This is a genomic window from Pseudomonas sp. PDM14 (assembly GCF_014851905.1).
In the GTDB taxonomy this organism is placed as follows: Bacteria; Pseudomonadota; Gammaproteobacteria; order Pseudomonadales; family Pseudomonadaceae; genus Aquipseudomonas.
The window spans coordinates 623,131-648,987 of record NZ_JACVAQ010000002.1 but is presented as its reverse complement, the minus strand read 5'-3'; the positions used below and the strand labels follow the sequence as shown (position 1 = coordinate 648,987).

26 protein-coding genes are annotated in these 25,857 nt (G+C 64.4%); 13 read left to right on the top strand and 13 right to left on the bottom strand.

What is annotated here, in order from left to right:
- Nucleotides 1-35 precede the first annotated feature (35 nt).
- The 4 genes from IB229_RS15660 to IB229_RS15645 all read right to left on the bottom strand — a co-directional run bounded on the left by IB229_RS15660 (nucleotide 36) and on the right by IB229_RS15645 (nucleotide 3,189).
- Entirely contained in the window at nucleotides 36-803 is a 768-nt protein-coding gene (locus tag IB229_RS15660; protein WP_192330605.1) for an SDR family oxidoreductase, read from the bottom strand.
- A gap of 24 nt (nucleotides 804-827) precedes the next feature.
- Nucleotides 828-1,895: a phosphotransferase family protein gene (locus tag IB229_RS15655; RefSeq protein WP_192330603.1), complete on the bottom strand. Its 1,068-nt coding sequence runs from the start codon at nucleotides 1,893-1,895 to the stop codon at nucleotides 828-830.
- Between the two features lie 209 nt (nucleotides 1,896-2,104).
- On the bottom strand, nucleotides 2,105-2,419 hold the full coding sequence (locus IB229_RS15650; RefSeq protein ID WP_076428759.1) for an SCP2 sterol-binding domain-containing protein: 315 nt from the start codon (nucleotides 2,417-2,419) through the stop codon (nucleotides 2,105-2,107).
- Between the two features lie 59 nt (nucleotides 2,420-2,478).
- The gene (locus IB229_RS15645; RefSeq protein ID WP_192330601.1) at nucleotides 2,479-3,189 is read right to left on the bottom strand and encodes a histidine phosphatase family protein; all 711 of its coding nucleotides are present in this window, start codon (nucleotides 3,187-3,189) and stop codon (nucleotides 2,479-2,481) included.
- Between the two features lie 209 nt (nucleotides 3,190-3,398).
- Here IB229_RS15645 and sohB point away from each other — a divergent pair, with 209 nt between their 5' ends.
- Both sohB and IB229_RS15635 read left to right on the top strand, forming a co-directional pair.
- Nucleotides 3,399-4,421: a protease SohB gene (gene sohB / locus IB229_RS15640; protein ID WP_192330598.1), complete on the top strand. Its 1,023-nt coding sequence runs from the start codon at nucleotides 3,399-3,401 to the stop codon at nucleotides 4,419-4,421.
- Between the two features lie 11 nt (nucleotides 4,422-4,432).
- Nucleotides 4,433-5,422, top strand: coding sequence for a YhdH/YhfP family quinone oxidoreductase (locus IB229_RS15635; RefSeq protein WP_192330596.1), 990 nt, complete (start codon nucleotides 4,433-4,435; stop codon nucleotides 5,420-5,422).
- Between the two features lie 46 nt (nucleotides 5,423-5,468).
- Here IB229_RS15635 and IB229_RS15630 read toward each other — a convergent pair whose 3' ends face one another.
- Complete coding sequence (locus IB229_RS15630; RefSeq protein ID WP_192330594.1) at nucleotides 5,469-5,906, bottom strand: hotdog fold domain-containing protein; 438 nt, start codon at nucleotides 5,904-5,906, stop codon at nucleotides 5,469-5,471.
- 115 nt (nucleotides 5,907-6,021) lie between these two features.
- Between IB229_RS15630 and IB229_RS15625 the strand changes: the two genes are divergently transcribed.
- The gene (locus IB229_RS15625; protein ID WP_192330592.1) at nucleotides 6,022-6,600 is read left to right on the top strand and encodes a TetR/AcrR family transcriptional regulator; all 579 of its coding nucleotides are present in this window, start codon (nucleotides 6,022-6,024) and stop codon (nucleotides 6,598-6,600) included.
- 116 nt (nucleotides 6,601-6,716) lie between these two features.
- On the opposite strand, the gene IB229_RS15620 is transcribed toward IB229_RS15625, so the two are convergent.
- On the bottom strand, nucleotides 6,717-7,214 hold the full coding sequence (locus IB229_RS15620; RefSeq protein WP_192330590.1) for a DUF934 domain-containing protein: 498 nt from the start codon (nucleotides 7,212-7,214) through the stop codon (nucleotides 6,717-6,719).
- Complete coding sequence (locus IB229_RS15615) at nucleotides 7,198-8,856, bottom strand: nitrite/sulfite reductase (protein ID WP_192330588.1); 1,659 nt, start codon at nucleotides 8,854-8,856, stop codon at nucleotides 7,198-7,200. Before IB229_RS15615 ends, IB229_RS15620 begins: the two co-directional genes overlap by 17 nt.
- A gap of 472 nt (nucleotides 8,857-9,328) precedes the next feature.
- On the opposite strand from IB229_RS15615, the gene IB229_RS15610 reads away from it, so the two are divergent.
- Entirely contained in the window at nucleotides 9,329-10,387 is a 1,059-nt protein-coding gene (locus tag IB229_RS15610; RefSeq protein ID WP_192330586.1) for an ABC transporter substrate-binding protein, read from the top strand.
- Between the two features lie 6 nt (nucleotides 10,388-10,393).
- Here IB229_RS15610 and IB229_RS15605 read toward each other — a convergent pair whose 3' ends face one another.
- Genes IB229_RS15605 through IB229_RS15595 form a run of 3 tightly spaced genes read right to left on the bottom strand, consistent with a single transcriptional unit; the run spans nucleotide 10,394 to nucleotide 12,699 of the window.
- Nucleotides 10,394-10,609, bottom strand: coding sequence for a DUF2970 domain-containing protein (locus IB229_RS15605; protein WP_192330584.1), 216 nt, complete (start codon nucleotides 10,607-10,609; stop codon nucleotides 10,394-10,396).
- Between the two features lie 51 nt (nucleotides 10,610-10,660).
- Complete coding sequence (locus IB229_RS15600) at nucleotides 10,661-11,698, bottom strand: lipase secretion chaperone (protein ID WP_192330583.1); 1,038 nt, start codon at nucleotides 11,696-11,698, stop codon at nucleotides 10,661-10,663.
- Nucleotides 11,699-11,757: 59 nt separating this feature from the next.
- Nucleotides 11,758-12,699: a lipase family alpha/beta hydrolase gene (locus IB229_RS15595; protein WP_192330582.1), complete on the bottom strand. Its 942-nt coding sequence runs from the start codon at nucleotides 12,697-12,699 to the stop codon at nucleotides 11,758-11,760.
- Between the two features lie 261 nt (nucleotides 12,700-12,960).
- On the opposite strand from IB229_RS15595, the gene IB229_RS15590 reads away from it, so the two are divergent.
- The 6 genes from IB229_RS15590 to IB229_RS15565 all read left to right on the top strand — a co-directional run bounded on the left by IB229_RS15590 (nucleotide 12,961) and on the right by IB229_RS15565 (nucleotide 18,664).
- Nucleotides 12,961-13,770, top strand: coding sequence for an AraC family transcriptional regulator (locus tag IB229_RS15590; RefSeq protein WP_192330580.1), 810 nt, complete (start codon nucleotides 12,961-12,963; stop codon nucleotides 13,768-13,770).
- A gap of 52 nt (nucleotides 13,771-13,822) precedes the next feature.
- Nucleotides 13,823-14,644, top strand: a complete 822-nt coding sequence (locus IB229_RS15585) for a helix-turn-helix domain-containing protein (protein WP_192330578.1) — start codon at nucleotides 13,823-13,825, stop codon at nucleotides 14,642-14,644.
- 45 nt (nucleotides 14,645-14,689) lie between these two features.
- On the top strand, nucleotides 14,690-16,096 hold the full coding sequence (locus tag IB229_RS15580; protein ID WP_192330576.1) for an NAD(P)/FAD-dependent oxidoreductase: 1,407 nt from the start codon (nucleotides 14,690-14,692) through the stop codon (nucleotides 16,094-16,096).
- 17 nt (nucleotides 16,097-16,113) lie between these two features.
- Entirely contained in the window at nucleotides 16,114-16,455 is a 342-nt protein-coding gene (locus IB229_RS15575) for a cupin domain-containing protein (RefSeq protein WP_192330574.1), read from the top strand.
- Nucleotides 16,456-16,523: 68 nt separating this feature from the next.
- The gene (locus IB229_RS15570; RefSeq protein ID WP_192330572.1) at nucleotides 16,524-17,597 is read left to right on the top strand and encodes a polyamine ABC transporter substrate-binding protein; all 1,074 of its coding nucleotides are present in this window, start codon (nucleotides 16,524-16,526) and stop codon (nucleotides 17,595-17,597) included.
- A gap of 137 nt (nucleotides 17,598-17,734) precedes the next feature.
- Nucleotides 17,735-18,664, top strand: coding sequence for a ZIP family metal transporter (locus IB229_RS15565; RefSeq protein WP_192330571.1), 930 nt, complete (start codon nucleotides 17,735-17,737; stop codon nucleotides 18,662-18,664).
- Between the two features lie 3 nt (nucleotides 18,665-18,667).
- On the opposite strand, the gene IB229_RS15560 is transcribed toward IB229_RS15565, so the two are convergent.
- Together IB229_RS15560 and IB229_RS15555 are read right to left on the bottom strand one after the other, a co-directional pair.
- Complete coding sequence (locus IB229_RS15560) at nucleotides 18,668-19,975, bottom strand: leucine-rich repeat-containing protein kinase family protein (RefSeq protein WP_192330569.1); 1,308 nt, start codon at nucleotides 19,973-19,975, stop codon at nucleotides 18,668-18,670.
- Nucleotides 19,976-20,052: 77 nt separating this feature from the next.
- On the bottom strand, nucleotides 20,053-22,014 hold the full coding sequence (locus IB229_RS15555) for a monovalent cation:proton antiporter family protein (protein ID WP_192330567.1): 1,962 nt from the start codon (nucleotides 22,012-22,014) through the stop codon (nucleotides 20,053-20,055).
- A 163-nt stretch (nucleotides 22,015-22,177) separates the two neighbouring features.
- On the opposite strand from IB229_RS15555, the gene IB229_RS15550 reads away from it, so the two are divergent.
- The 3 genes from IB229_RS15550 (at nucleotide 22,178) to IB229_RS15540 (ending at nucleotide 25,023) form a co-directional block, all read left to right on the top strand.
- A complete protein-coding gene (locus tag IB229_RS15550; protein ID WP_192330566.1) occupies nucleotides 22,178-23,308 on the top strand; it encodes a DUF5610 domain-containing protein in 1,131 nt (376 codons plus the stop codon).
- A 36-nt stretch (nucleotides 23,309-23,344) separates the two neighbouring features.
- Entirely contained in the window at nucleotides 23,345-23,581 is a 237-nt protein-coding gene (locus tag IB229_RS15545) for a glutaredoxin family protein (RefSeq protein ID WP_192330565.1), read from the top strand.
- Nucleotides 23,582-23,682: 101 nt separating this feature from the next.
- Entirely contained in the window at nucleotides 23,683-25,023 is a 1,341-nt protein-coding gene (locus IB229_RS15540) for a glutamine synthetase family protein (RefSeq protein WP_192330564.1), read from the top strand.
- A 24-nt stretch (nucleotides 25,024-25,047) separates the two neighbouring features.
- On the opposite strand, the gene IB229_RS15535 is transcribed toward IB229_RS15540, so the two are convergent.
- Nucleotides 25,048-25,788 carry a flagellar brake protein gene (locus IB229_RS15535; RefSeq protein WP_318652116.1) on the bottom strand — a complete coding sequence of 247 codons (741 nt, stop codon included), beginning with the start codon at nucleotides 25,786-25,788 and terminating at the stop codon, nucleotides 25,048-25,050.
- Nucleotides 25,789-25,857 lie beyond the last annotated feature (69 nt).

The following is a 25,857-nucleotide window of genomic DNA, read 5'->3' as shown; positions in this document are numbered from 1 at the left end:
CCTTTTTTGTGGCTGCGATTCGCGTCAGCGGAGGCTCAGGAAAGGAAGCCGCCGTCCACGTTCAGCGCCACACCGGTGGTGTAGCTGGAGGCATCGCTGGCGAGGTACAGCACGGTGCCGGCCATTTCGCTCGGTGCAGCCACGCGCTTGAGCGGGATGCGCTGCAGGGCAACGTTGAGGATCGCGTCGTTCTTGGTCAGGGCCGAGGCGAACTTGGTGTCGGTCAGGCCCGGCAGCAGGGCGTTGCAGCGGATGCCGAACTGCGCGCATTCCTTGGCGAAGACCTTGGTCATGCTGATCACAGCCGCCTTGGTCACCGAGTAGATGCCCTGGAATTCGCCCGGGGAAACGCCGTTGATCGAGGCGACGTTGATGATCGAACCGCCACCGTTGGCCTTCATCAGCTTGCCGCCTTCGATGGACATGAAGTAGTAGCCGCGGATGTTCACGTCGACGGTCTTCTGGAAGGCGCCGAGGTCGGTGTCCAGTACGTTGCAGAACTGTGGGTTGGTGGCGGCGTTGTTGACCAGGATGTCGAGGCGGCCGAACTGTTCGCGAATGAAGGCGAAGACGCCGCTGATCTGCTCCATCTCGCCGATGTGGCAGGCAATCGCGGTGGCCTTGCCGCCATCGGCGACGATGGCGTCGGCGACTTTCTGGCAGTCGTCGATCTTGCGGCTCGAGACGATCACGTGGGCGCCTTGCTGGGCCAGCAGTTTGGCGATGGCTTCACCGATGCCGCGGCTGGCGCCGGAAACGAAAGCGATCTTGCCGTCGAGGTCGAACAGGTTTGTCTTGGACATTGCTATTACCTTGTCTGAGCCGGGTTAGAGCGTGGATTTGCCGATGACTTGCAGACTCATCTGCTCCAGCAGTTTGTTCATCATGACGAACTGCGCGAAGCGTTTGTCCTTGGTCTGGCCATGGAAGAAGCGGTAGTAGATCTGCTGCACGATGCCGGCCAGGCGGAACAGGCCGTAGGTGTAGTAGAAGTCGAAGTTGTCGATCTGGATCCCCGAGCGTTCGGCGTAGTAGTCGACGAATTCGCGGCGGGTGAGCATGCCGGGTGCGTTGCTCGGCTGGCGGCGCATCAGTTGCACCGGCGCCGGATCGGCCGCCTCGATCCAGTAGGCGAGGGTGTTGCCCAGGTCCATCAGTGGATCGCCGATGGTGGTCAGCTCCCAGTCCAGCACGCCGATGATCTGCATCGGGTTGGCCGGGTCGAGGATGACGTTGTCGAAGCGGTAGTCGTTGTGCACGATGCCCGGCTTGTGGTGGTCAGCCGGCATTTTGTCCTTGAGCCAGGCCTTCACCGGTTCCCAGGTTGGGGCGTCGGGGGTCAGGGCTTTCTCGTAGCGATCGCTCCAGCCTTCGATCTGGCGCTTCACGTAGCCATCCGGCTTGCCCAGGTCGGCGAGGCCGCAGGCCTGGTAGTCGACGCTGTGCAGGTCGACGAATTTGTCGATGAAGCTCTTGCACAGTTCACGGGTCTGCTCGGCGCTGAAGTTCAGCTCGGCCGGCATGTCGGAGCGCAGGATGATGCCCTTGACCCGCTCCATGACATAGAACTCGCTGCCGATCACCGCTTCGTCGGTGCAGTGCACGTAGGCTTTCGGGCAGTACGGGAAACCGGCGTTGAGCTGGTTGAGAATGCGGTACTCGCGGCCCATGTCGTGCGCCGACTTGGCCTTGTGGCCGAAAGGCGGGCGACGCAGGACGAACTCCTGTTCGGGGTATTCCAGCAGGTAGGTCAGGTTCGAGGCGCCGCCGGGAAACTGGCTGATGCTTGGCGTGCCACTGAGGCCGGGGATATGTGCCTTGAGGTAGCCGTCGATGGTCGCGGCGTCGAGCTCTTCGCCGTCACGGATACCGGTGGACTGGTCTGTAAGCGTCATGCTTATCCCTTCTGCTTATGATGGGGGCCATTAATCATTGGCTAATCTAATGGTGCCGCCGGGTACCCACAAGCCTGGCCGGCCGTTATAGATGCGGGTGTTGCTGGTCGATCAAAGGCCCTGATTCGCTGGTGAAAATTCGCCGGGCAAAAAAAACCGGAGTCCAGGACTCCGGTTCTTCGCGGTGCGCTACAGCGTAGACGCTGAAATCAGACCGGGAACAGTTCGGCCAGTTTCATGGCCAGCATCATGTCGCCTTCGGCGCGCAGTTTGCCGCCCATGAAGGCCTGCATGCCGTCGGTTTCGCCGCTGGCGATACCGGCCAGGGTGGCGCTGTCCATGATCAGGGTGACGTTGGCGTTCGGGTTGTCGCCCTGTTGCACGTCGCAGGTGCCGTCTTTGACGATCAGCGCGTAGTTCTCACCGTCTTCGATGTTGAACTGGAATACCAAGTCCAGGCCGGCGGCGGCGCTGGCGTTGAACTTGGATTTCATGGAGTTGATGGTATCGGCAACGGAGCTCATGGTTTCTATCCTTTTTATCAAGGGTTTCTGGCGGCCTTGGGGCCGCAGGGGGCCGGAACTCAGCGGTAGGTGATGAGTTCCGGGGCCTTCAACAGCTCCAAATGCACACGGCTGTTGAAGGAAGCCAGGGTCACGTCGCGGCCGCGAAACTGCAGGCGGCTCAGCGAGGTGTTGACGATCTGCCAGTTGAGTTCAAATGCCTTGTGCGCCGGCACTCCGGTGAGCACATGCAGCATAGCGGTGATGGTACCGCCGGACGTGAAAATCGCGATGTTCTGTTTGCTGTGGGCCTGTTCGAGCACGCGCTCGAGCCCGGCCCGCACGGCGCCGACGAAACCCTGCCAGGTCTCGTGGTCGGGCTGGTCGTGTTCGCCGGTGACCCAGCGCTGGATGATGCGCGAAAACAGATGCTGGAATTCGGCGCGGTTTTCCTTGGGGTTCTGCAGGATGTGCAGGGCGTTCGGTTCGTCCGCCAGCATCGCCGGGAGCAGGCCGCGGATCACCGCTTCCGCATCGAATTCGTTGAAGCCGGCATCCAGCTCGAGTTCCGGAGCCGCCATGCCCACCGCCACGCAGCGTTGTAGCGCGGATGTCGCGGTGTGCTGCTGGCGACGCAGGGTGCCACTCAGGCAGCGATCAAAGCTCAGGCCGAGGGTGGCCAGGTGGTCGCCGAGCACTTCAGCCTGGCGAATACCGGTCGGCGACAGCACGTCGTAGTCGTCGGCGCCGAAGGAGGCCTGGCCATGTCGAATCAGGTAGATGCTGCCCACGTTGCAGTCGATCCCCGGCGGGTTGAAGTTTCGCGAGGTTATGGGCAGAGCTGGTGCCCTGTCAACGAAAAAACATACGCTTGTTTGAATTCACATCTTGCCACTTTGCCGGCCCATTGCGGCTGGCCGCTCAAGGGCGGCGTCGGTATGCTTGGGACAGGCAGGCGCCGATGGCGGCCGCTCTGCATTGGCACGAACGAGGGGACGCTGTGGAGTTTCTGGTGGATTACGCGGAGTTTCTGCTCCGCACCGTGACCCTGGTGGTGGCGGTGATCGTGGTGCTGGCGAGCATCGCTGCATTGCGCGGTAAGGGTCGCAGCAAGAGCAGCGGCCATCTCGATGTAAACAAGCTCAATGATTTCTACAAAGCCCTGCGCGAGCGCCTGGAGCATACGCTGCTGGACAAGGCGCAGCTCAAGGCCCAGCGCAAGGCCGAAGCCAAAGCCGCCAAGCTGGAGAAGAAGAACCCCGCCAGCAAGCCTCGGGTGTTCGTCCTCGATTTTGACGGTGACATCAAGGCCTCCGCCACCGAGAACCTGCGCCATGAAGTGACGGCGCTGCTCAGCGTAGCCACGGCGCAGGATGAAGTGGTGCTGCGCCTGGAAAGCGGTGGCGGCATGGTGCATGGCTACGGCCTGGCGTCTTCGCAGCTGGCGCGTATCCGCCAGGCCGGCGTGCCCTTGACCGTCTGCGTAGACAAGGTGGCTGCCAGCGGCGGCTACATGATGGCCTGCATCGGCGACAAGATTCTCTCGGCGCCATTCGCCATCCTCGGCTCTATCGGCGTCGTCGCGCAGTTGCCCAACGTGCACCGGCTGCTGAAGAAGCACGACATCGATTTCGAAGTGCTCACCGCCGGTGAATTCAAGCGCACCCTCACCGTGTTCGGCGAGAATACCGAGAAGGGCCGGGAGAAATTCCAGGAAGACCTGGAAATCACCCACGAGCTGTTCAAGAACTTCGTCGCGCGTTACCGCCCGCAGTTGTCGATTGACGAGATCGCCACCGGCGAGGTCTGGCTGGGCCTTGCTGCGCTGGGCAAGCTGCTGGTCGACGAACTGAAGACCAGCGATGAATACCTGGCCGAGCGTGCGCGCGAGGCCGACCTGTATCACCTGCATTACGCTGAGCGCAAAAGCCTGCCGGAGCGTTTCGGCCTGGCTGCCAGCGTGACGATCGATCGTGTGCTGCTGAACTGGTGGAGTCGCCTCAGTCAGCAACGCTTCTGGTAACGGGAGGTTCCATGAGTCAGTTCAAGGCGCTGCTGGTCAGCGAAGAAAATGGCGCGTTCGTACCGCGCGTGGTCGAGCGCGATACCAGCGAGTTGCCAGGCGGTGACGTGCTGGTACGGGTGCAGTATTCCTCGCTCAACTACAAGGACGCGCTGTCCGCCAGCGGCAACCGTGGTGTGAGCAGAAACTACCCGCACACGCCGGGCATCGACGCCGCTGGCGTGGTCGAAGATTCCCGCGTGGCCGAGTTCGCCGTGGGGGACGAGGTGCTGGTCACCGGCTACGACCTGGGCATGAACACCTCGGGCGGTTTCGCCCAGTACATTCGCGTGCCGGCGGCCTGGTTGATCAAGCGTCCGGCTGGCCTGAGCCTGCGCGAGAGCATGCTGCTCGGTACTGCCGGCCTGACCGCGGCGCTGTGCATCGACAAGCTGGAGCAGGCTGGACTGACGCCGGAAGCCGGTCAGGTGCTGGTCACGGGGGCCACCGGCGGGGTCGGCAGCATCGCCGTGGCCTTGCTCGCTCGCCTGGGTTACAGCGTGGCGGCGTCCACCGGCAAGGCCGAGCAGAGCGAGTTCCTGCGCCAGCTGGGCGCGCAGCAGATCGTCCTGCGCAGTGAGCTGCAGGAAGGCGCCGACAAGCCGATGCTCAAGGAGCGTTGGGCGGGTGCGGTGGATACCGTCGGCGGCGACATTCTGTTCAACGTGGTCAAGTCGCTGCGCTATGGCGGCAGTGTCGCCTGCTGCGGCCTGACGGCGGGCGTCGGTTTCAAGGGCAGCGTGATGCCATTCATCCTGCGCGGTGTGAACCTGCTGGGGGTCGACTCGGTCGAGCTGCCGCTGGTGGTCAAGGCGTCGATGTGGGACAAGCTGTCCGTGCAGTGGAAACTCGGCAACCTCGACGGGTTGGCCCGTGAAATTGGCCTGGAAGCGTTGCCCAAGGCCATCGAGCAAATACTCGCCGGCAAGCTGGTTGGTCGAGTGCTGGTCAACCTGGGCTGAGAGCGCTGTTGGAGTGAGGGCCCGGTGATGCCGGGCCTTCGTGCTCTCAGGCTTCGCTGACGTACATGGTGATCTCGGCGCGCAGCACGGCCTTGTCGCCGACATAGGCCATCACCGGAACCTTCACATCGCCCAGCTGGCTCCAGTCGAGCGCGGCGCCATCGGCCACGGCGCGGATGTCACCGTCGGCTTTGGCCAGGTACTCCACTGTCATGCCGCGCGGAATCCAGCGGCGGCCCTTGGGGATCGACACGTCAGTCATGGTCCCGGCGACCAGCTCGGCGGCGTTGCACAGGGCAATGGCGTGCACGGTGCCGATGTGGTTGAGCACTTCGCGGCGCTTGGCGAAGGTGATTTCCGCGTGGCCCGGACGCAGTTCGACGAATTGCGGGGCGATAGTCGCGAAGTAGGGCGCCACTTGGCCGATCATGCCGCTGAATTGGGCGGCACCGGCTTGTTGGTACATCTGCATCATCTGACTCATGGCAACTCCAAAAGCGTTTTAACGATTGAATGGATGTGCGCGCCGAGGCAGTATCACTGCTGTTAGAAATTAATTCTAGAAAAATATTCTAGTCATCAGCAAGTGTAGGAATTCAATGGCCCGTCCCTCCCGCAAAGACGAGATTCTTCAGGCCGCACTGGCGTGCTTCACCGAGATTGGCGTGGATGCCACCACCATCGAGATGATTCGCGATCGGTCCGGCGCAAGCATTGGCAGCCTCTATCACCACTTCGGTAACAAGGAGCGCATTCTCGGCGCCCTGTACATGGCCGGCACCGCCGAGTACGCCGCGCTGCTGGAAGAAGGCTTTGCCAAGGTCGACAGCGCCGAGACGGTCGTCAAGTTGCTGGTAACCAGCTATGTGGATTGGGTCGTGGCCAATCCGGACTGGGCGCGCTTCATCCTGCACAGCCGTGGCAGGGTCGAGGCCAGCGAGCTGGGCGAGCAGTTGCGCGAGGTCAACCGCGTGCATTTCGCACGAATCCAGCAGGCGTTGGCCGATTACCGCGAGCAGGGGTTGTTCAAGGCCATGCCGGCGGATTGTTTTGCGTCGGTGGTGATTGGGCCCACCCACGACTTCGCGCGCAACTGGCTGGCCGGCAGGACGCAAAGCGGATTTAGCGAATGTCGGGAATTGCTGGCGCAGGTCGCCTGGGAAAGCGTGCGGGCGTAGATGCGGTGCGCAGCAAGGGCTGCTGGTGGCGACGCGGCGCACCCTACAAAGCGCCCACTCTTGCCGCAGGCATAAAAAAGCCCCGCATTGGCGGGGCCTTTTGATTTCGCGATCGATCAGGCCTTGCGGCGGAACAGTGGCAGCGGCTGATCGGCAGAGGCCTGGTAGACCTCGTTGAACTCGGTGAAGGCGTTCAACGCATCCAGCGGATCTTTGTCTTCACGCAGGGCGAAGGCATCAAAACCACAGCGTTGCAGGGCCCACAGCTGGTCGCGCAGGACATCGCCGATGGCGCGCACTTCGCCTTTGTAGCCGTAGCGGGTGCGCAGCAGATAGGCGGTGGATGAGTGGCGGCCGTCGGTGAAAGCCGGAAAGTTAAGGGCGATCACCTGGAAGTTGTCCAGCTGGTCGGCGATCTCTTCGATTTCTTCACCGGCTTCCAGCCACACGCCGAGGCCACCGTCGCGAGCCTTCAGCGCGTGGGCGTGTTCGACCCATAGCGCCAGCGGCACGATCAGGTCGTCGCAGTTGGGCAGGCCGTCGAGGCTGGCGTCCTTGGGCAGCAGGTGCCAGGTTTCTTCGACGACCTGGCCGTTCTTAATGATTTGCTGCATATACGCGCTCCTTGAACGGGTCGATGCCGACACGGCGGTAGGTGTCGAGGAAGCTTTCGTCTTCGGTGCGCTTTTCGACGTAGACCTTGATGATCTTGTCGACCACGTCGGCCATGTCGGCTTCGGCGAAGGAGGGGCCGAGGATCTGCGCGAGGCTGGCTTCGCGACCGGAGTTGCCGCCAAGCGAGACCTGGTAGAACTCCTGGCCTTTCTTGTCCACGCCGAGGATGCCGATATGGCCGACGTGATGGTGACCGCAGGCGTTCATGCAGCCGGAGATGTTCAGCTCGATCTCGCCGATATCGAACAGGTAGTCGAGGTCATCGAAGCGACGCTGAATGGCCTCGGCAATCGGGATTGACTTGGCGTTGGCCAGGGAGCAGAAGTCGCCGCCCGGGCAGCAGATGATATCGGTCAGCAGGCCCACGTTCGGGGTGGCGAAGCCCTGTTCGCGCAGCTCGCCCCAGAGGGTGAACAGCTTGGACTGCTCGACGTCGGCGAGGATGATGTTCTGGTTATGGCTGTTGCGCACTTCGCCGAAGCTGTAGCGGTCGGCCAGGTCGGCAATGGCGTCGAGTTGCTTGTCGGTGACGTCGCCCGGTGCCACGCCGGTGGGTTTGAGCGACAAGGTCACGGCAACGTAGCCTGGCTTCTTGTGGGCGAAGGTGTTGCGCTGGCGCCAGCGGGCGAATCCGGCATGCTCGGCCTCGAGCTGCGCCAGGGTGGCGTCCTGGTCGTCCAGGGCCTGGTAGGCCGGGTCGATGAAGTGGGCGGCGACGCGCTGTACTTCGGCCTCGGTCAGGGTGGTCGGGCCATCCTTGAGGTGCGCCCACTCGGCGTCCACGCGCTCGGCGAAGACTTCCGGGGTCAGCGCCTTGACCAGAATCTTGATGCGCGCCTTGTACTTGTTGTCACGACGGCCATAGCGGTTGTATACGCGCAGGATCGCGTCGAGGTAGCTGAGCAGGTGCTGCCACGGCAGGAATTCGTTGATGAAGCTGCCGACGATCGGGGTACGGCCCAGGCCGCCGCCGACGGAAACGCGGAAGCCCAGCTCGCCGGCGTCGTTGTTCACCGCTTCCAGGCCGATGTCATGCACTTCGATGGCTGCGCGGTCGCTCACGGCGCCGTTGACGGCGATCTTGAACTTGCGCGGCAGGTGCGAGAACTCGGGGTGGAAGGTCGACCACTGGCGAATGATCTCGCACCAGGGGCGCGGGTCGATCAGTTCGTCCTTGGCCACGCCGGCGAACTGGTCGGTGGTGGTGTTGCGGATGCAGTTGCCGCTGGTCTGGATCGCGTGCATCTGCACGGTGGCCAGCTCGGCAAGGATGTCCGGCACGTCTTCCAGCTCCGGCCAGTTGAACTGCACGTTCTGCCGGGTGCTGATGTGGGCATAGCCCTTGTCGTAGTCACGAGCGATCTTGGCCATCATGCGCACTTGCGTGGACGACAGCAGGCCGTACGGCACGGCAACGCGCAGCATCGGCGCGTAGCGCTGGATATACAGGCCGTTCTGCAGGCGCAGCGGGCGGAACTCTTCACCGGAGAGCTCACCGGCCAGATAGCGGCGGGTCTGATCGCGGAACTGCTTGACGCGGTCCTCGACGATCCGTTGATCGTACTCGTCGTATACGTACATATATGTCCTGTGGGTCAGGCTACTGCTTCATCAGACAACTAAGGCTTTTTGCGCGCACGGCTGCGCACTCCTGGCGGAGCCGGGGGAAGATACCAGCTAAGGTTTATGCGCAAAAGTGATGTTTGTGTATAAGCACCAATCAAAAAGTACTAAGAAATGCAGCTTCTAAACGTTTTGCCTTGAGGCACGCGCGTGGCTGGTCTTAACTCTCTGGGCGAACCACCCAATAACCACAACAAAGGGGGAAGCCATGAGCGAACATTCCGAATCCGAGAACAGCGACAGCATCGTCGATGCCTGGGCCATCTTCGTCCTGATCGTCCTGGCGGTCAGTACCGCGGTGTTCTGGGTCAGCCACCAGTAGCGCAGTCAGACGGCCAGCGCCGGATCATCCGGCGCTGGCTTTTTAATGCCGGCAACTTGGCGCCGGCCGTCTGTATACTGCGCGCACTCCGTTACCGACCCCCTAACGATGGCCTTCCTCCGTCTCATTATTAGCGCGTGCCTGTTACTGGCCTGCACCGTTGCCCAGGCCACCAGCGTGGTATTCCTCAACCCCGGGCGCTCGGACGAGGCGTTCTGGGTCGAATATTCCGCCTACATGCAGCAGGCCGCCGACGACCTGGGCATCGACCTGGAAGTGCGCTACGGCGAACGCACCGCCCAGGGCATTCTCGACCTCGCCCGCGATGTGCTGGCGCGTAAGCAGAAGCCGGACTACCTGCTGTTCGTCAATGAACAGTTCGTCGGCCCGGAAATCCTGCGCATGTACGTCGGCAGCGGTATCAAGCTGTTTTCCGTGCATAGCACGCTGACGCCCGAGCAGCAGATGATCACCGGCGGCTCTCGCGACAAGTACAGCAACTGGATCGGCAGCCTGGTGCCCAACGACGAGGAAGCCGGCTACCTGATGGCCAAGGCGCTGATCGAGCTGACGCCGGCCGGCGTGGGCGAGATGATCGCCTTCTCCGGCATCAAGCAGACGCCGTCCGCGACCCTGCGCGAGGTCGGCTTGCAGCGTGCCCTGAACGAGCATCCGCACGTGCGCCTGCGCCAGCTCGTCTATGGCGAATGGTTCGAGCAGCGCGCCTACGAACAGGCCAGTACATTGTTGCCGCGATACCCGCAGGTCAACCTGGTGTGGTCGGCGAACGACAACATGGCCTTCGGCGTGATGCGTGCGGCGCGGGAACAGGGGCGTGCGCTGCGCTACTCGGGGCTGAACAATTCCGTGGCGGCATTGCAGGCGCGGGTCGATGGTCGGCTCAGCGTACTCAGCAGCGGGCATTTCATTCTGGGTGGTTGTGCGCTGGTGATGGTTCACGATTACGCGGCGGGCCTGGATTTCGCCACGCGTGGGGGCAAGGACCAGATGGCCCGGCTGTTCCGCCTGCTCGATGCGCAGCAGGCGCGCCGGTTGCTGCGTAACCTTCAGGCGTCCGGCAGCAAGCTGGACTTCAAGCGCTTCAGTGCGGCACGCAATCCGCGTCTGCAGCGCTACGACTTCTCCATCGACGCGCTGCTGCGCTGAGTCGGTTCACACGCCGGCGAGGTGCAGCACCAGTTTTACGATCGAGAAGATCACCAGCACGAACACCGCGGTAAACAGCACGCCGAGAATGATGAAGTGGCTCGGCTTGCCGTGGGTGAAGTCGCGCGCGCGGCGCTTGCCGCTCTGTACGCCGAAGGCCGCGGCGAGCACGCTGAAGAGCATCTCACGCAGGGTCAAGGGTTTGTCGTCGTTGTCGTCCATGGGCACCTCCTGGGCAGAGCTTAGTCGCTCGTCGCCATCGGCGCCCGCTGCTTACAGGTCGGCATCGAGAGCCTGCACACGCTTGCGCTCCAGTTCGTCGAAGCGGCTGCTCTGCAAGTCGAGCAACGCGCTCTGCAGATCGGCGGCGCTGAGGCCTGCGCCACGCAGTTTGTTGCGCTCGCTGGCGTAGTCCGCCAGGCGGCGATCCCAGGCGGCGTGCTGCTGGTCGAGTTCGGCCAGGCTGTCCGCCGCCGCGCTGCCCAGCGCTTTCTCGCGCACCAGGCGGATTTCCTCGGCACTGGCGCCGTTGGCCTGCATGCTGCTGGTGGTGTCGTACAGTTCGGCGTAGCGGCTGGCGCTGGCGCGGCTTTCACGCAGCTCGTCGGGCAACTGGTTTTCCAGTTCGGCGAGTGCCTGTTGCTGCTGATCGGCTGGCAGCGTGGCATCGCGGGTGATGGCCAGGCGCTGCAGCATGTAGTGGTCTTCGGCGCTCTCGCGGGCGAAGAAGGTGCTGGCTTCCTCGGCGGAAAAGTACTGGTTGCGCAGGGCGGTGACGGCATCCAGGCGACTGCGCAGTTGGGCGAGGTCGAGTTCGCTGCCGGCCTGGGGCAGGTCCTGCAGGGCGATGCGGTAGTCGACGTAGCGGCGCAGCAGATCACGGGCCTGGGCGAGGGCCGGTCCTTGCAGCTGGTCGGCGAGGTCACGGTGGATGCGCGCGAGCACCGTGGCGATGTCTTCCTCTTCCAGGCCACTCAGGTAGAAATCGAAGATGCGCAGGATATCTTCGGCGATACGCAGGTTGCCGTTGGCATCGACCTGCAGGCGGACGTCGGGACGGCTGCCCTGCAGCGACGGCGGCAGCGGGCCGGGATCGGCCAGGGCGGCGACGGGCGTCTGGCTGAGGCTGGCGTTGGTGGTGCGGGCCTGTTGCGTGCGGGCATCGGCGGGAGCACTGGCATTCGCGTGGGGAGCGCTGACGACGGGGTCGGCAACGGTACGGGGTTCGGGGTTCAGCAGCAGGGTGGCGCCAATGCCGAGGGCGACGACGAGCGCCACGGCCAGGCTGGCAAGCAGGAGTTTGCCGGACATCTCTTCTCTCCACGGCAGACGGCCCCGTCACCGGCAGGTGAGCGGGGCCGGCAGGAGCCTTACAGACCGAGGTTCTTCAGGCGGTTGGCCTGGTTCTGCAGCAGGGTCTTGGGGCTGCTCTCGAACAGCGACACCAGGCCCAGCACTTGATTGGTCACGTCCAGGTGGTTCATCGTGTAGTTGTCCTTGATCACCTTGCCGAAGTGACTGGAGCAGCGGCCCGTGACGCCATCGTTGGCTTCGCTGATGCCCAGGGAGGTGATGCCGAACAGCGGGTCGGAGATGTCCAGCGCGTTGGTCAGCTTCGAGGTGCCGCTCCACGAGTACAGGCGGATGGCATTGCCGTTGATGGTGACGTTCTCCGGGCCTTCACCGCAGGCACTGGTCGGCACACCGACCGGGAACGTGCGGTTGTTGGCGGCGGCGCCGTTCTTGTTGAACTCGGCGAGCATGGCGCGCACGTCCGAGGCACTCTTCTTGTTGTTCGACAGTAGGTTGACCAGGTTGCCGACGGTGTTGGCGAACACGTCGAAGGCCACGCCCTGCAGGCTACCGGCTGGCGCCACGCCGGTGACCAGGTCGGCCAGCGGCGAGCCCTTGTGCGGCGAGTGCAGGGTGGTGACCGACGCCACCAGGTCCGGGCGTACGTTCATCACGTAGCGCACGGTGATGCCGCCCTGGCTGTGACCGACCAGGTTGAATTTCTTGATGCTGCCGCCCGAGCTGGCGCGGATCTGTTCCAGTTGCTTGATCAGCGCTTCGCCGCGCTTGGCTGAGCTGTCGAAGGCGTTGATCTTCGGTACGTAGACCTTGGCACCCTGGCTCTGCAGCGCGCTGGGGATCTGGTACCAGTAGTCGATGGTGGCGATGCTGTCGAACGCGAAGATCCCGGGAACCAGGACGATCGGGTTCTTGGTTTGCGACTGGGTATTGGCAGAGACGGTGGGAACGGTGGTGCACAGGCCGAAAGCGACCAATGCCGAGGCGAGCAGTTTCTTCATGGTGGGGTACCTGTGTGTTTCTGATTTTTGTTTTTGTTGTAGCCCCGCACACAGCAGCGGAGATGGCGGTTATCTGAACACCGGGACGCTGGTCCGGCTTGTAAGAACTGATGAAGTGGCGCGAACGGTGCGCCTATAAATGTGATTTACGTCACATTAAGTGGCCACCACGGCGCTCGTTCGCCACGCCTTGTGATAACCCTGCGGCTACAAAAACAACAAATGCAGCTGCCTCGCGATGGCTGCCTTGCGGGAACGCTTATGTCGTCTATCAATGCCCCCTTCCTGCTGTATCTGTGGGACAAGCGCACGTTTTTTCTCAGCCAGTTCGACGAGTCGCTGCAGCTGTCCCAGGCCGCGGCCATGCTGCTGATCAGCCTGGACGGGCCGATGCGCATGCACAGCCAGGGCGTCGACATGACCTGCAGCAGCGCGCTGCTGCCGGCCGGCCTGGAGCTGCTGGTCGACAGCCGTGGCTCGCGGGTGGCGCTGTGCTATCTGGACGTGTTCGGCGAGGACTTCGCCCTGCTCGCGCCGCGCATGACGGCCAGCCCGGGCGGCATCTGGTTCGGCCTGGCGGACGAGGCCGACTGGATCCGCCGTTTCGATCGCCTGCATCAACTGGTGGCAACGCCCGAGCAGATCTACGCCGCGCTGGAGCAAGTGATCAACCCGCAGCAATGCCCGCCCGCCGGCTTCGTCATCGACCCGCGCATCGTCCGCGCCGTGGAGCTGATCAAGGCCGACGTATCGTCCAACCAGTCGATCGAATACCTGGCCGAACAGGTCGGCCTCTCGGTGCCACGCCTGACCCAGCTGTTTCGCCAGAAGATCGGCATCCCGATCCGTCGCTACCGCCAGTGGCACCGGTTGTTCGTCACCAGCGTCGGTGTCGCCCGCGGCATGAGCCTGACCGAGGCGGCGGTGATGGCCGGCTTCACCGATTCGGCGCACTTCAGCCACACCTTCCGCACCATCATCGGCATGAAGCCGTCGACGGTGCTGGCACAGGCGCATCGCATTCGCCTGTTCGCCGGCAATGCACCGCAGATTGCCGTGCGTCAGGATTGAGTCGCGACGAGGAGTGCGGCACTCTGCAACGCTTACCGATCATGAGCCTGGCATGTCCGACCTCGACCTTCCCGATGGCCCCGAGCAGACCGAGCGCACCCGCGAGACCATCCTGCGCTACCACCTGAGCTGGCGTTGCCGGGATCTCGAGGCGGTGATGGCGCTGTTCCACCCGGACATCGAGTACAACGACTTCTTTCAGCAGCGCAGCATGCACCTGGGCGAGCTGCGCGAGTACGTCGAGGACAACCTGCCGCGGCGGCCCGGTGAAATGCTCGAGCACGTCGACCGCATCCGCATCGACGGCCACACCGCGTTCATCCAGTACCGCTTCGCCCTGCAGGGCAGCCAGGGGCTGGCATCGTTCCGTACCGGCGAGTCGATCACCGTGCGCGACGGGCTGATCTGGCGGATCAACGAGTACGCGACGCTGGTGCACGAGTCCCGCTCGAGCAGCAAGGGCGGCAGCGCCCGCCCGGCTACCAGCCGCCTGGGGCTGTCCGCGTGGCAGTTGAGCATGCTGGCGCAGGACCTGCAGGACTACTTCCAGAAGCACACGCCGTTCCTCGATCCGCAGCTGGACCTGCAGCAGGTCGCCGCCGCCACCGGCTACAGCCGCAACCAGATCTCCCATCTGCTCAACCAGGTGCTGGGGCAGAGCTTCTACCGCTACGTCAACCAGGCGCGTCTGCAGCACCTGCTCGATGGCCTGGAGGCGGGCGGTGATCCCGGGCGCGTGGACGATCTGGCCTTCGCCGCCGGCTTCAACTCGCTGTCGGCGTTCTACAAGTGCTTCCGCGAGCGCCTGGGCATGACGCCCAAGGCCTACCTCAAGCAAATTTCCTCGCGGGCACGCACGCAAGCAAAGGCCTGACGGAGTCTCTAGTCTCAACGCATTCTCGTTTTGCCGGAGTGTGCGATGACCGATTGGCGCAGCATCAGCCTGTGGATGGACCAGCTCGACGAACCGCTGACGCCACGTCCCGCGCTGGCGGCCGAGCGGCAGGCCGACGTGGTCATCATCGGTGCCGGTTACACCGGTCTGTGGACCGCCTACTACCTCAAACGCCAGGCGCCGCAGCTGCGCATCGTCATCCTCGAAGCGCAGATCGCCGGATTCGGTGCATCCGGGCGCAACGGCGGCTGGCTGATGGGCAACCTGCTCGGCGAGGAGCGCATGCTCGCCGAACTGTCGCCGGCGCAGCGCCACGACAGCCACACGCTGCTGCACGGCATTCCCGATGAAGTCGGCGAGGTGCTGCAGCGCGAACAGATCGCCTGCGATTACCGCAAGGGTGGCGTGCTGTATTGCGCCGCGCGTTACCCCGAGCAGCGCGTACGCCTGCAAACGCAACTGCAGGACCTGCGCAGCGCCGGCCTCGGCGAAGAGGATTACCGCTGGCTGGAGCCTGACGAGCTGGCCCGCCAACTGCGCGTGAGCACGCCCTACGGCGCGCTGTACACGCCGCATTGCGCGACCATCCAGCCAGCGTTGCTGGTGCGCGGCCTGGCGCGCTGTGTCGAAGCCATGGGTGTGGACATCTACGAAGGCAGCCGCGTACTCGACTGGCAGCCCGGCCTGGTGCGCACGGCCGAGGGCCTGGTGCGCGCCGACTGGGTTGTCCCAGCCGTCGAGGGCTATGCCGCCAGCCTGCCGCCGCTGGGCCGCTATCAATTGCCGGTGCAGAGTTTGCTGGTGGCCACCGAGCCGTTGTCCGCGGAGATCTGGGCCGGCATTGGCCTGGAGCGCGGCCAGGCGTTCAGCGAAGCCAGTCGCCAGGTCACCTATGGCCAGCGCACCGCGGATGATCGCCTGGTGTTCGGCGCGCGCGGCGGCTATCGCTTCGGCGGCCAGCTGCGCAGCGATTTCAACCTGACCCGCGATGAGCGCGACCTGCGCCACTACCTGCTCGGCGAACTGTTCCCGCAGCTGCGCGATGTGCGCCTGACCCATGCCTGGGGCGGCAACCTGGGCATGTCCCGGCGCTTCCGCCCGCACATGCTGGCCGACCGGCAGAAACGCATCGCCCTGGCCGGCGGCTACGGCGGTGAAGGCGTGGGCGCGAGCAACCTCGGCGGGCGCACCCTGGCTGATCTGATTCTCGGCCACGACAGCCTGCTCACCCGCCAGCCCTGGGTCGCCACCGACGGCGCGCTTGGCAGCCTGCGCGGCTGGGAGCCGGAGCCATGCCGCTGGCTCGGCTACAACGCCATCATCCGCAGCTTCGTCCATGAAGACCGGGTTCTCGCCGACCTGCACAGCGCGCCCTGGCGGCGTCGCCTGGCGCAGGGCGTGGCCGGCTTCATGGAAAGCTTCATGCACTGACCGACGACGGAGTCGACATGAATATCAGCCATTTCAAGGACACCGCCAGCCTGCTGCTGGACGAATCCAACCCGGTCGCCGTGCCGCTCAGCGAGCCGGCGGCGGTTACTTCGACCACCAGCGTCGAACGCGATGACGGCGTCGAAGCCGGCGTCTGGGAGTGCTCGCCGGGGCGCTGGCGGCGGCAGATCGTGCAACAGGAGTTCTGCCACTTCATCGCCGGGCGCTGCACCTTCACCCCCGATGGCGGCGAACCGATCGCCATCCAGGCCGGTGACGCGCTGATGATGCCGGCCAACACCACCGGCGTGTGGGACATACAAGAAACCGTGCGCAAGACGTACGTACTGATTTTCTGAGTCTGCTTTCCGCGTCGTACTTGCAACTGCCGCTTCGCTAAATCGAACAACAAACGTTGAGGTGAATCATGCTGAAAAAACTCATCCCGCTGATGCTCGTGGCATCGGTCAGTCAGGCCGCCGAAAGCGTGCGGATCTACAACTGGACCGATTACATCGCCCCGGACACGCTCAAGGCCTTCGAGAAGAGCAGCGGCATCAAGACCCAGTACGACGTCTATGACAGCAACGAAACCCTCGATGCCAAGCTGATGGCCGGCCGCTCCGGTTATGACGTGGTGTTCCCCTCCAACCACTTCATGGCTCGGCAGATCCAGGGCGGCGCGCTGAAGAAGCTCGACAAAAGCCGCCTGCCGAACTGGCAGAACCTCAACCCGACACTGATGAAAGCGCTGGAAACCAACGATCCGGGCAACCAGCACGGCTTTCCCTACCTGTGGGGCAGCACCGGCATCGGTTACAACGTCGACAAGGTCAAGGCCGTGCTCGGCGACGTGCCGGTGGATTCCTGGGACCTGATCTTCAAGCCTGAAAACATGGCCAAGCTCGCCCAGTGTGGCGTGGCCATCCTCGACAACGGCCCGGAAATGCTGCCCATCGCCCTGCATCAGCTCGGCCTGCCGCACCACAGCCAGAACGTCGAGGACTACAAGAAGGCCGAGGCGCTGTTGATGGAGATGCGCGGCAACGTGCGCTACTTCCATTCCTCCAAGTACGTCGGTGACCTGGCCAATGGCGACATCTGCGTGGCGGTCGGTTTCTCCGGCGACATCATGCAGGCCGGCAACCGCGCCAAGGAGGCAGGTAGCGGGGTGAACATCGCCTACGTGATTCCCAAGGAAGGCGCGCCGATGTGGTTCGACATGGTCAGCATGCCCGCCGACGCCACCGATGAGCAGGCCGGCTACGCCTTCATGAACTACCTGCTCGAGCCCAAGGTGATGGCCGAAATCAGCAACTACGTGCACTACGCCAACGGCAACGCCAAGGCCGACAGCCTGGTTGATCCGGCGCTCAAGGCCGATGCCACCGTGTACCCGCCCGAGGACGTGATGAGCAAGCTCTACGCCCTGGAGGCCATGCCGCCGAAGATCGACCGCATCCGCACGCGCATCTGGAGCAAGGTGAAGAGCGGTATCTGAGCCGTAATCGTACCTTCAAGGCCCGCTTATGCGGGCCTTGTCGCTATTGGGTTGATTGAAATTGGCAACCGGGTGTCGGCTTGTTTCCCGTGCGGCAGCGGCGGATAGTCGGGCCATCGACCCAGGTGAGCCCGCCCATGCACAGCACGACCCATCCGCAGACCTTTCGCGCCGCCTGGCTGGCCCAGGTGCAGGCCTACCCTTGGGTCAGCGCCGGCCTCGCAGTGGCGCTGGCGGCTGTGCTCTGGCTGCTGGTCGGCAGCGGCATCAATGCCTTCGACGGCGAGCAGGCGCATGAGCGTCTGCGCTACGGCCTGTACGGTGGCAGCGCAGGCTTTCTCGCTACCGCGTTCGGTGCGTTGCTGGCGCTGGGGCTGCGCAATATCTCGGCGCGTACCCAGGACACCATGCTTGGCTTCGCCGCCGGGATGATGCTCGCGGCCAGCGCGTTCTCGCTGATCTTGCCGGGCATCGACGCGGCCAAGGGCATTACCGGCAACAATTACTTCGCCGCTGGCACCGTGGTCCTCGGCCTGGCCCTGGGCGCATTGCTGATGCTTGGCCTGGACCGTTTCACCCCGCACGAACACGACAGCACCGGCCCCTGTGGCCCGGACAGCGAGCGGATCAACCGCGTGTGGCTGTTCGTGTTCGCCATCACCTTGCACAACCTGCCCGAAGGCATGGCCATCGGCGTCGGCTTCGCCGGTGGCGACCTGGGCGTCGGCATCCCGCTGGCCAGCGCGATTTCGATTCAGGACATTCCCGAGGGCCTGGCGGTGGCCATGGCCCTGCGCACCATCGGCCTCAGCGCCTGGCGCGCGAGCCTGATCGCCGGGGCGACCGGCCTGATGGAACCGCTTGGCGCGCTGGTCGGCCTGGGCATTTCCAGCGGCTACGCGCTGGCCTACCCGGTGAGCCTGGGGCTGGCGGCCGGGGCGATGCTGTTCGTGGTGTCCCACGAGATCATTCCGGAAACCCACCGCAACGGCCACCAGACTCCGGCGACGCTGGGCCTGATGGGTGGTTTCGCGGTGATGATGTTCCTCGACACCGCGCTGGGCTGATCCTCAGCCGAGTGCGGCGAGGATCTCGACGAAGGCGGGGCGCTCGCTCGGCGTCAGGTTGACGCAACGCGCCTGCAGTTGCCACAGGCGAGCCATGCGCTGCTGATCGTCCGACTCGCAGCGCTGCAGCAACTCTTCCAGCAGACAGCCGAAGGCGCGCGCCTCGATGCGTTGCAGCGCCGCGGCCTGGGCGTCACCGGCGGCGAAGAAAGAAGCTGCGCCGAAATCGCCGAGCAGGCAGTGGCCGCCGTCGTCGACCAGCAGGTTGTGCGCGTACAGGTCGCCATGCAGGATGCCTTCGCCGTGCAGATGCGCCACCGCGGCGGCCACGCCACGGGCGATGCGCAGCGCCTCATCGAGCGTAAAGCGGCGAGTGTCGGCGTAGATATCACGGGTGCAGCTGGCCAGCGACGGTGGCCCGGCGAGCACCTGGTAGTGCGGGTCGATCAGTTCCAGCAGCAGGCCGGGTGGGGCGCCTGCTTGTTCAGCCAGCGGGCCGGCCACACGAATCAGATGCGGGTGTTCGCCGGCAGCGATGCACGCCGCCATTTCGCTGTGCGGCAGGCCATCGCTGGTCAATTCACCCTTGAACAGCTTGACGGCCATTGCCTGGGGCGGCTGATCGGGGCGCTGCCACTTGGCGCGCTGGATGATGCCCGAGGCGCCTTGGCCGAGCACTTCGCCGAGGCTGAGCTGTTCGCGCGGGATGGCCGGCAGCGGGTGGCGTGCCAGGGCCGCTGCTTCGCCGGCATCGCTGATCGGGTTACCGGCAAAGGCCAGCCAGGCCAGGCGCGGCAATTGCGTCAGCCAGCCCGGCAGCGCCGTGAAACGATTGGCGGCGATGCGCAGCAGTTCCAGGTTATGGCTATTGGCGAGGCTCTCGGGCAGGGCGCTGAGGCGGTTGCCGGCGAGCATCAGCTTCTGCAGACGCGGGCGTTCGCCCAGCGTGCCCGGCAGTTCCGCGAGCTGGTTATCGCTGAGGATCAGCCAGCGCAACTGTGCCGGCAGCGCGGCGGCCGGCAGGTGACGCAGGCGGTTGGCCTTGAAACCGACCATCTCCAGATGTGGGCACTCGCCAAGCACCTCGGGCACCACGCTGAACGGGTTGTCCGAGCAGAACAGCACGCGCAGGTGGCGCAGGCGCGTGAGGTCGGCGGGCAGGCTGCTCAGCCGGTTGCCAGAGAGGTTGAGCACCTCCAGGCTGTCGGCCAGGTCGAAGATTTCCGCCGGGAATTCACTGAGGTTGGCGGACAGGTCCAGGCGGCGGATGCCGGCCAGCTCACCGCGGCGCAGTTGTTCGAGTGTGTGCATGGCGTCGGCTCGGGTCTGCGAAGGCGGCGAGGGTAGCACCGTGTTGAGGTTTGCCGCTAAGTCAGTGCCGACCTCGTCTAGTCCCGACCGCCGAGCAGGCGCGATTCACAGGCTTCTATCGCGTGCAGCGGGCCGGACAGCACCACCGCGTCGCCTTCCTGCAGGCATGGGTTCTCGCTCGCTTCCAGCTGCGCGCCGGCTCGGCGGATGGCCTGGACCTCCACGCCGAGGGTCTCCAGGTCGAGCCGGGACAGGTTCTGCCCGCAGGCATGTGCGCCGTTTGACAGGCTGACGGCGTGCAGCAGCTGCCGCGGCTTGCCTTGCGACTCCAGCAGGTTGGTCTGGCCGCCGTGGTAGAAGCCATGCAGCAGGCGGTAGCGGCTGCTGCGCACTTCATCCATGTGCGCCTGTACCTGTTGCTCGCCGATACCGAGCAGCAGCAGGGCGTGGGACGCCAGCATCAGGCTCGACTCGAGCACTTCCGGCACCACTTCGGTGGCGCCGGCGGCCTGCAGTTCCGCCAGGCGGCTGTCGTCGCGGGTGCGCACCAGAATCGGCAGGTGTTCGCACTGGTGGCGGACCTGCTCGACGATGCTCAGCGCAGCATCGGCGTTGTCCACGGCCACCACCAGCAGCCGTGCGCGTTCGATGCCCACGGCCTGCAGCAGGTCGCGCCGGCGCGAGTCGCCGAAATGCACGTTGTCCTTGCCGGCGCTGGCTTCCTCGACCCGTACCGGGTCGTCATCCAGGGCGACGAACACCACCTGCTCGCGTTGCAGGAAGCGCGCAATCGACTGGCCGACCCGGCCGTAACCGCAGATCACCACATGGCCGCTGAGCTGTGCGCTGCTGTTGGCGATTTCCTCGATCTGCGTCTGCCGGCCTGGCCCACGATTCAGCCAGCTGGCCAGGCTCGGCGCGGCGCGCATCAAGAGCGGGGTGAGCGCCATGGAGCAGAACGCCGCGGCCAGCAGCAGACTGCCGACCTGTTCATCGAGCAGGTGGGTGTGGCGCATCAGGGCGACCAGGGCGAAGAAGAACTCGCCGGCCTGGGCCAGCGCCAGACCGGTACGCCAGGCGGTTTCGCCGTTCTCGCCACGCAGCCTGACCAGTACGCTGACCAGCAGCGCCTTGAGCGCGAGCAGGCCGAGGGTCGCGGCGAGGATCAGCCAGCCCTGGTCGACGAACAGGTGCAGGTCGATCAGCATGCCGACACTGACGAAGAACAGGCCCAGGAGAATGTCGCGAAACGGGCGGATGTCCGCCTCGATCTGGTGGCGGTAATGGCTCTCGCCCAGGAGCATGCCAGCGAGGAAGGCACCAAGGGCCATGGACAGGCCGAGCAGGTGCGTGAGCCAGGCGGTGAGCAGCACGATCACCAGTGCCAGCATGACGAACAGCTCGGGGGAGTGCGCTTCCGCCACCTCGCGGAACAGCCGTGGCAGCAGCCAGCGACTGGCCAGCAGCAGGCCGAAGAACAGCAGCACGGTCTTGCTCAGGGTGATCGGCAGCGCCCAGTACCACTGCTCGCCAGCGGTGCCGGCAAAGGCGGGCACCAGGGTCAGCAGCAGAACCGCGACCAGATCCTGAAACAACAGCACGCCAATGGCGTTCTGGCCGTGGCTGCTGAAGATTTCGCCGAGGCTGTTCAGCTCCTTGCCGACGATGGCCGTCGATGACAGCGCCAGGCCCAGGCCGAGCAGGACGGCGGTCAGCAGTGGCAGGCCGAACAGGGCCAGGCAGCCGCCGAGCACGGCGCCGCACACCAGCACCTGCAGGCTGCCGAGGCCGAACACGGTACGACGCAGCGCCAGCATGCGGGCCAGCGAGAACTCCAGGCCCAGGGTGAATAGCAGGAACACCACACCGAGTTCGGCGAGGCGCGGCAGGTCCTGCGACTGGTGCACCCAGTTCATCGAGGTCGGGCCGACGATCAGGCCTACGCACAGGTAACCCAGGACGGGCGGCAGGCGCAGGCGACGGAAGAGGGCGATGACCAGCAGCGAGCAGGCGAGGATGATCAGCAGGTCGGCGAACAAGGTTGAGGTCTCCGCATGGGAGTGCGAGCATGCCCCAGGCCGCGGGTAAAGGTCCATGTGTGCGCCTTGACCTGCGGCAAGGAAATGTCCGTCTGTCGGGCTGCTTCAAGTTTCCCGGCGATCGGCCGTCAAAGAGACAGGTATTCCGCCCAGGTATTTCGCCATGACTACGCTGGCTTCTCTTTCCCCTGCGCTGGCCCGCAGCTCCTCGCCGCTGAACACCGCGGCGCAACAGCGCACCAGTGCCGACGCCCAGAACACCCTGACCAACCGCCTCGCCGAGCGCCTCGGCCTCGAGCCCGGCGCGCTGAAAGGCAAGAGCGAGGCCTTCGCCCCGAGCAAGGTGGCGGACACTGTCCTCGGCTTCATCGAGCAGCGCCTGCAGAGCGCGCAGGCCAATGGCGGCGACACCGCCGAGCTGGAGAAACTCCTGGCCCAGGCCCGCAAGGGCGTGGAAAAGGGCTTCGAGGAAGCGCGCAAGATCCTCGATGGCATGGGCGTGCTCAAGGGCAAGATCGCCGAAGACATCGATACCACCTACACCAAGATCCAGGACGGCCTCAATGCCCTGGAGAAAGGCTTCCTGCCTGATCGCGCCTCCGGTGGCTCGAGCACTGAAGGTGTCAGCGGCAGTGCCCAGCGCCTGTCGGCCAAGTCGGAAACGTTCGACATGGAGATCAAGACGCGCGACGGCGACCGTTTGAAAGTTTCGGTTGCCCAGGCGTCGGCCAACTGGTCGAACACTCCGTCTGCCGATGGCAGCACGCGTACGTCCGGCAGCCTGCAGATTGGCGGCTGGCAGGTCGAGGTGGAAGGCGAGTTGGATGAAGGCGAGCGCAAGGCCCTGGAGGATCTGTTCGGCCAGGTGCAGGACATTTCCAACAAGTTCTATTCGGGCGACCTGACCGGTGCATTCGACCGTGCCATGCAGCTGAACATGGACAGCGAGCAGCTCGCCTCGATGTCGCTGCGCCTGACCCAGACCAGCGTGCGCCAGGCCTCGGATGCCTATGGCAGTGTTGCCGAGCAGAGTGGCCAGCCGGCCAGCGCGGTGAATGGCACATTGGCCGATTACGCCAAGAGCCTGCTGGACGCGTTGCGCAGTACCGACCAGATCACCGCCGACGCCAAGGGCACGCTGGAGCAACTGCTCGAAGGTGGTTTCAGCCTCGACGAGCGTTTCGACGAGACGGCGCTGGAAAAGGCCAAGACCCTCAACGAGCGTCTGCTCGAGGGCATGCAGGGCTTGATCGGCCCTGCAGCCAAGGAAGTCGACGCTACTACCGAGCGGTAATAAACTGCGCTTCCGATAACGTCGGAGACGTGTTCCATGCCCCCTGAATGCCAACTCTTCGGCACCCTGGGCTGCCACCTCTGCGAGGTGGCGGAAGGGGTGCTGATGCCTTTCGTCGAACACGGCCTGTTGGTCGAACTGGTCGACATCGCCGAACGCGAAGACTGGGTCGAGCGCTACGGCCTGCGTATCCCCGTGCTGCGTCGCAATGACAACGGTGCCGAGCTGGGCTGGCCCTTCGGTCCTGAAGAGGTCGTGCGCTTTCTCGGGTGAGGCGCGCGTGGTGTGTTCCTGCTTGATATTTCGAACGGGCGATGCGTATTTTGTACGCCATCGCCGCGAAAGCGGCCCGCGCGCCCACAAGGACAAGAGTCATGATCACCGACGGCAGCAGTTCGCTTGCAGAGCGCTTGACCGGCATTGATGAAATCGAATGCGTTACTCCCGATCTCAATGGCGTGCCGCGCGGCAAGGTGATGACCGCCGAAGGCTTTCTCGAAGGGCGGCGCCTGCAGCTGGCGCGGGGCGTGCTGCTGCAGTGCATCATGGGTGGCTACCCGGCGGCGCGCTTCTACGGCAGTGACGACGGCGATCTGCAGCTGACCACCGAGCCGGGTCGAGTCTTCCGCCTGCCCTGGAGCGAGCCGCCGCGCGGTTTTGCCATCTGCGATGCCGACGAGCTGGATGGTCGCAGCTCTGGCCTGTCCACCCGCGGTCTGCTCAAACGGGTGCTAGCCGGGTACGCCGAGCTGGGGTTGAGTCCGGTGGTGGCAACCGAGCTGGAGTTCTTCATCTTCGACAGGCATAACGACCCGCAGCAGCCGTTCAGGCCGCCGATTGGCCTGGATGGACAGCGTGAGAGCGGCTGTGCGGCGTTCAGCGTGTCATCGGGCAATGGCCTGCGCCCGTTTCTCGACGAGGTCTATCGAAGCATGGCGGCGCTGGGCCTGCCGCGCGATACGTTCATGCACGAGATGGGCGTCAGCCAGTTCGAGATCAATCTGCTGCACGGCGATGCTCTGAAACTGGCTGACCAGACCTTCTTGTTCAAGCATCTGCTGCGCGAGGTCGGTTTCAAGCACGGCCTCAATGTGGTGTTCATGGCCAAACCGCTGGCACACATGCCAGGCAGCTCCATGCACATCCACCAGAGCGTGGTCGATCAGGCGGGGCGGAACATCTTCAACGACGCCGATGGACAGGCCACTGCCGCGTTCCATCATTTCATCGGTGGTCAGCAGCTGGCCTTGGCCAAGTTCACGGCGTTGTTCGCGCCGAACGTGAACTCCTACCATCGCCTGTGCCATCCCTATGCGTCGCCGAATAACGCCTGCTGGTCGCATGACAACCGTGCGGCGGGCCTGCGGGTACCGGCCAGCGCACCGGTTGCACGGCGGGTGGAGAATCGATTGCCGGGCGCCGACGCCAACCCGTACCTGGCCCTCGCTGCGAGCCTCGGTGCCGGTCTGCACGGGCTGCGTCAGCAACGGCAGCCGAGCGAGCCGATTCAGGGTGAGTTCGAGGTGCCGGTCGAACAGCGTCTGCCGTGCACATTGCACGCGGCGCTGGAGCGCCTGCAGGGCAGCGTGCTGGCCCGTGAACTGTTCGGCGAGGAATTCGTCGAGGGCTACATTGCCAGCAAGACGCTGGAGCTGACCAGTTTCTTCGACGAGATCACGCCGTGGGAGCGGCGCGTGCTGGCCGGGCAGGTTTGAGGGGGCAAGTAGCGCGGTAGCGCGCTACTCGTTTTCTTCGCGCCGCGCTTCCCGTTGCAACTGGTAGACGAAGCGCTCGACCTGGCGTTGCTCCAGTCCGCTCATGCGGTGAAAGCGCAGGCCGACGAAGCTGCTATCCACCTTCTCTTCGTAGGAGAGGTGGCGCAGCTCGGCAGAGGTGGTCATTACGCCGAATGGCAGTTGGACGCGCAGGCTTTCGTAGACCTGGCCGGGTTGTAGGCGCGATGTCACATTGCCCGCGAAACGCAATTTGCAGCCGGTTGCCGAGATGTCGAGCATCTGGCCGCTGATCGGTCGCGCCAGTTTGCTGCCGGACAGCTCGATCGGCACCGCGGTGCCGGCCTGTACCTGGGCACGGTAGGCGTTGCGGCGCTGGTGGTAGATGATCTCCTCCGGCATGTGGCACCAGTAGCAGCGTGCCCCGGCCAGCTCGCCAATCTGTACCGCGTCCTCCGAGCTCCAGGCGATGCGTACGCCATCGTGGAAACCTTCGACGCGAAACGGCTCTTCCGCCTGCAGGAAACGTTCGCCGGTGTTCGGAATCATCTCGTCGAGCGCAATCAGGCCGCGCTCGCGATTGACCTCGACCAGGAAGGTCTGGAAGCGCTGGTTGCGGTCTTTGAAGGTGATGATCAGGGGATCGTTGTGCTGTTGCAGCAGACGCAGGTTGGCAAAGATTTCCAATGGCGCGGTGAGCACCTTGGGTGGCTGTGGGCCATCTTCCTCGATGAATGGATTGGACACGGTCCAAAAATCTCCAGGCACTAATAATTCGGCGCTCAGAATACTGGCATATAGCCGGCATGTCGCGCC

Coding starts and splice junctions, on each gene's coding strand:
- IB229_RS15660 (WP_192330605.1), bottom strand. CDS start 803: ATGTCCAAGACAAACCTGTTCGACCTCGACGGCAAGATCGCTTTCGTT.
- IB229_RS15655 (WP_192330603.1), bottom strand. CDS start 1,895: ATGACGCTTACAGACCAGTCCACCGGTATCCGTGACGGCGAAGAGCTC.
- IB229_RS15650 (WP_076428759.1), bottom strand. CDS start 2,419: ATGAGCTCCGTTGCCGATACCATCAACTCCATGAAATCCAAGTTCAAC.
- IB229_RS15635 (WP_192330596.1), top strand. CDS start 4,433: ATGAGTCAGTTCAAGGCGCTGCTGGTCAGCGAAGAAAATGGCGCGTTC.
- IB229_RS15630 (WP_192330594.1), bottom strand. CDS start 5,906: ATGAGTCAGATGATGCAGATGTACCAACAAGCCGGTGCCGCCCAATTC.
- IB229_RS15625 (WP_192330592.1), top strand. CDS start 6,022: ATGGCCCGTCCCTCCCGCAAAGACGAGATTCTTCAGGCCGCACTGGCG.
- IB229_RS15620 (WP_192330590.1), bottom strand. CDS start 7,214: ATGCAGCAAATCATTAAGAACGGCCAGGTCGTCGAAGAAACCTGGCAC.
- IB229_RS15615 (WP_192330588.1), bottom strand. CDS start 8,856: ATGTACGTATACGACGAGTACGATCAACGGATCGTCGAGGACCGCGTC.
- IB229_RS15610 (WP_192330586.1), top strand. CDS start 9,329: ATGGCCTTCCTCCGTCTCATTATTAGCGCGTGCCTGTTACTGGCCTGC.
- IB229_RS15605 (WP_192330584.1), bottom strand. CDS start 10,609: ATGGACGACAACGACGACAAACCCTTGACCCTGCGTGAGATGCTCTTC.
- IB229_RS15600 (WP_192330583.1), bottom strand. CDS start 11,698: ATGTCCGGCAAACTCCTGCTTGCCAGCCTGGCCGTGGCGCTCGTCGTC.
- IB229_RS15595 (WP_192330582.1), bottom strand. CDS start 12,699: ATGAAGAAACTGCTCGCCTCGGCATTGGTCGCTTTCGGCCTGTGCACC.
- IB229_RS15590 (WP_192330580.1), top strand. CDS start 12,961: ATGTCGTCTATCAATGCCCCCTTCCTGCTGTATCTGTGGGACAAGCGC.
- IB229_RS15585 (WP_192330578.1), top strand. CDS start 13,823: ATGTCCGACCTCGACCTTCCCGATGGCCCCGAGCAGACCGAGCGCACC.
- IB229_RS15580 (WP_192330576.1), top strand. CDS start 14,690: ATGACCGATTGGCGCAGCATCAGCCTGTGGATGGACCAGCTCGACGAA.
- IB229_RS15575 (WP_192330574.1), top strand. CDS start 16,114: ATGAATATCAGCCATTTCAAGGACACCGCCAGCCTGCTGCTGGACGAA.
- IB229_RS15570 (WP_192330572.1), top strand. CDS start 16,524: ATGCTGAAAAAACTCATCCCGCTGATGCTCGTGGCATCGGTCAGTCAG.
- IB229_RS15565 (WP_192330571.1), top strand. CDS start 17,735: ATGCACAGCACGACCCATCCGCAGACCTTTCGCGCCGCCTGGCTGGCC.
- IB229_RS15560 (WP_192330569.1), bottom strand. CDS start 19,975: ATGCACACACTCGAACAACTGCGCCGCGGTGAGCTGGCCGGCATCCGC.
- IB229_RS15550 (WP_192330566.1), top strand. CDS start 22,178: ATGACTACGCTGGCTTCTCTTTCCCCTGCGCTGGCCCGCAGCTCCTCG.
- IB229_RS15545 (WP_192330565.1), top strand. CDS start 23,345: ATGCCCCCTGAATGCCAACTCTTCGGCACCCTGGGCTGCCACCTCTGC.
- IB229_RS15540 (WP_192330564.1), top strand. CDS start 23,683: ATGATCACCGACGGCAGCAGTTCGCTTGCAGAGCGCTTGACCGGCATT.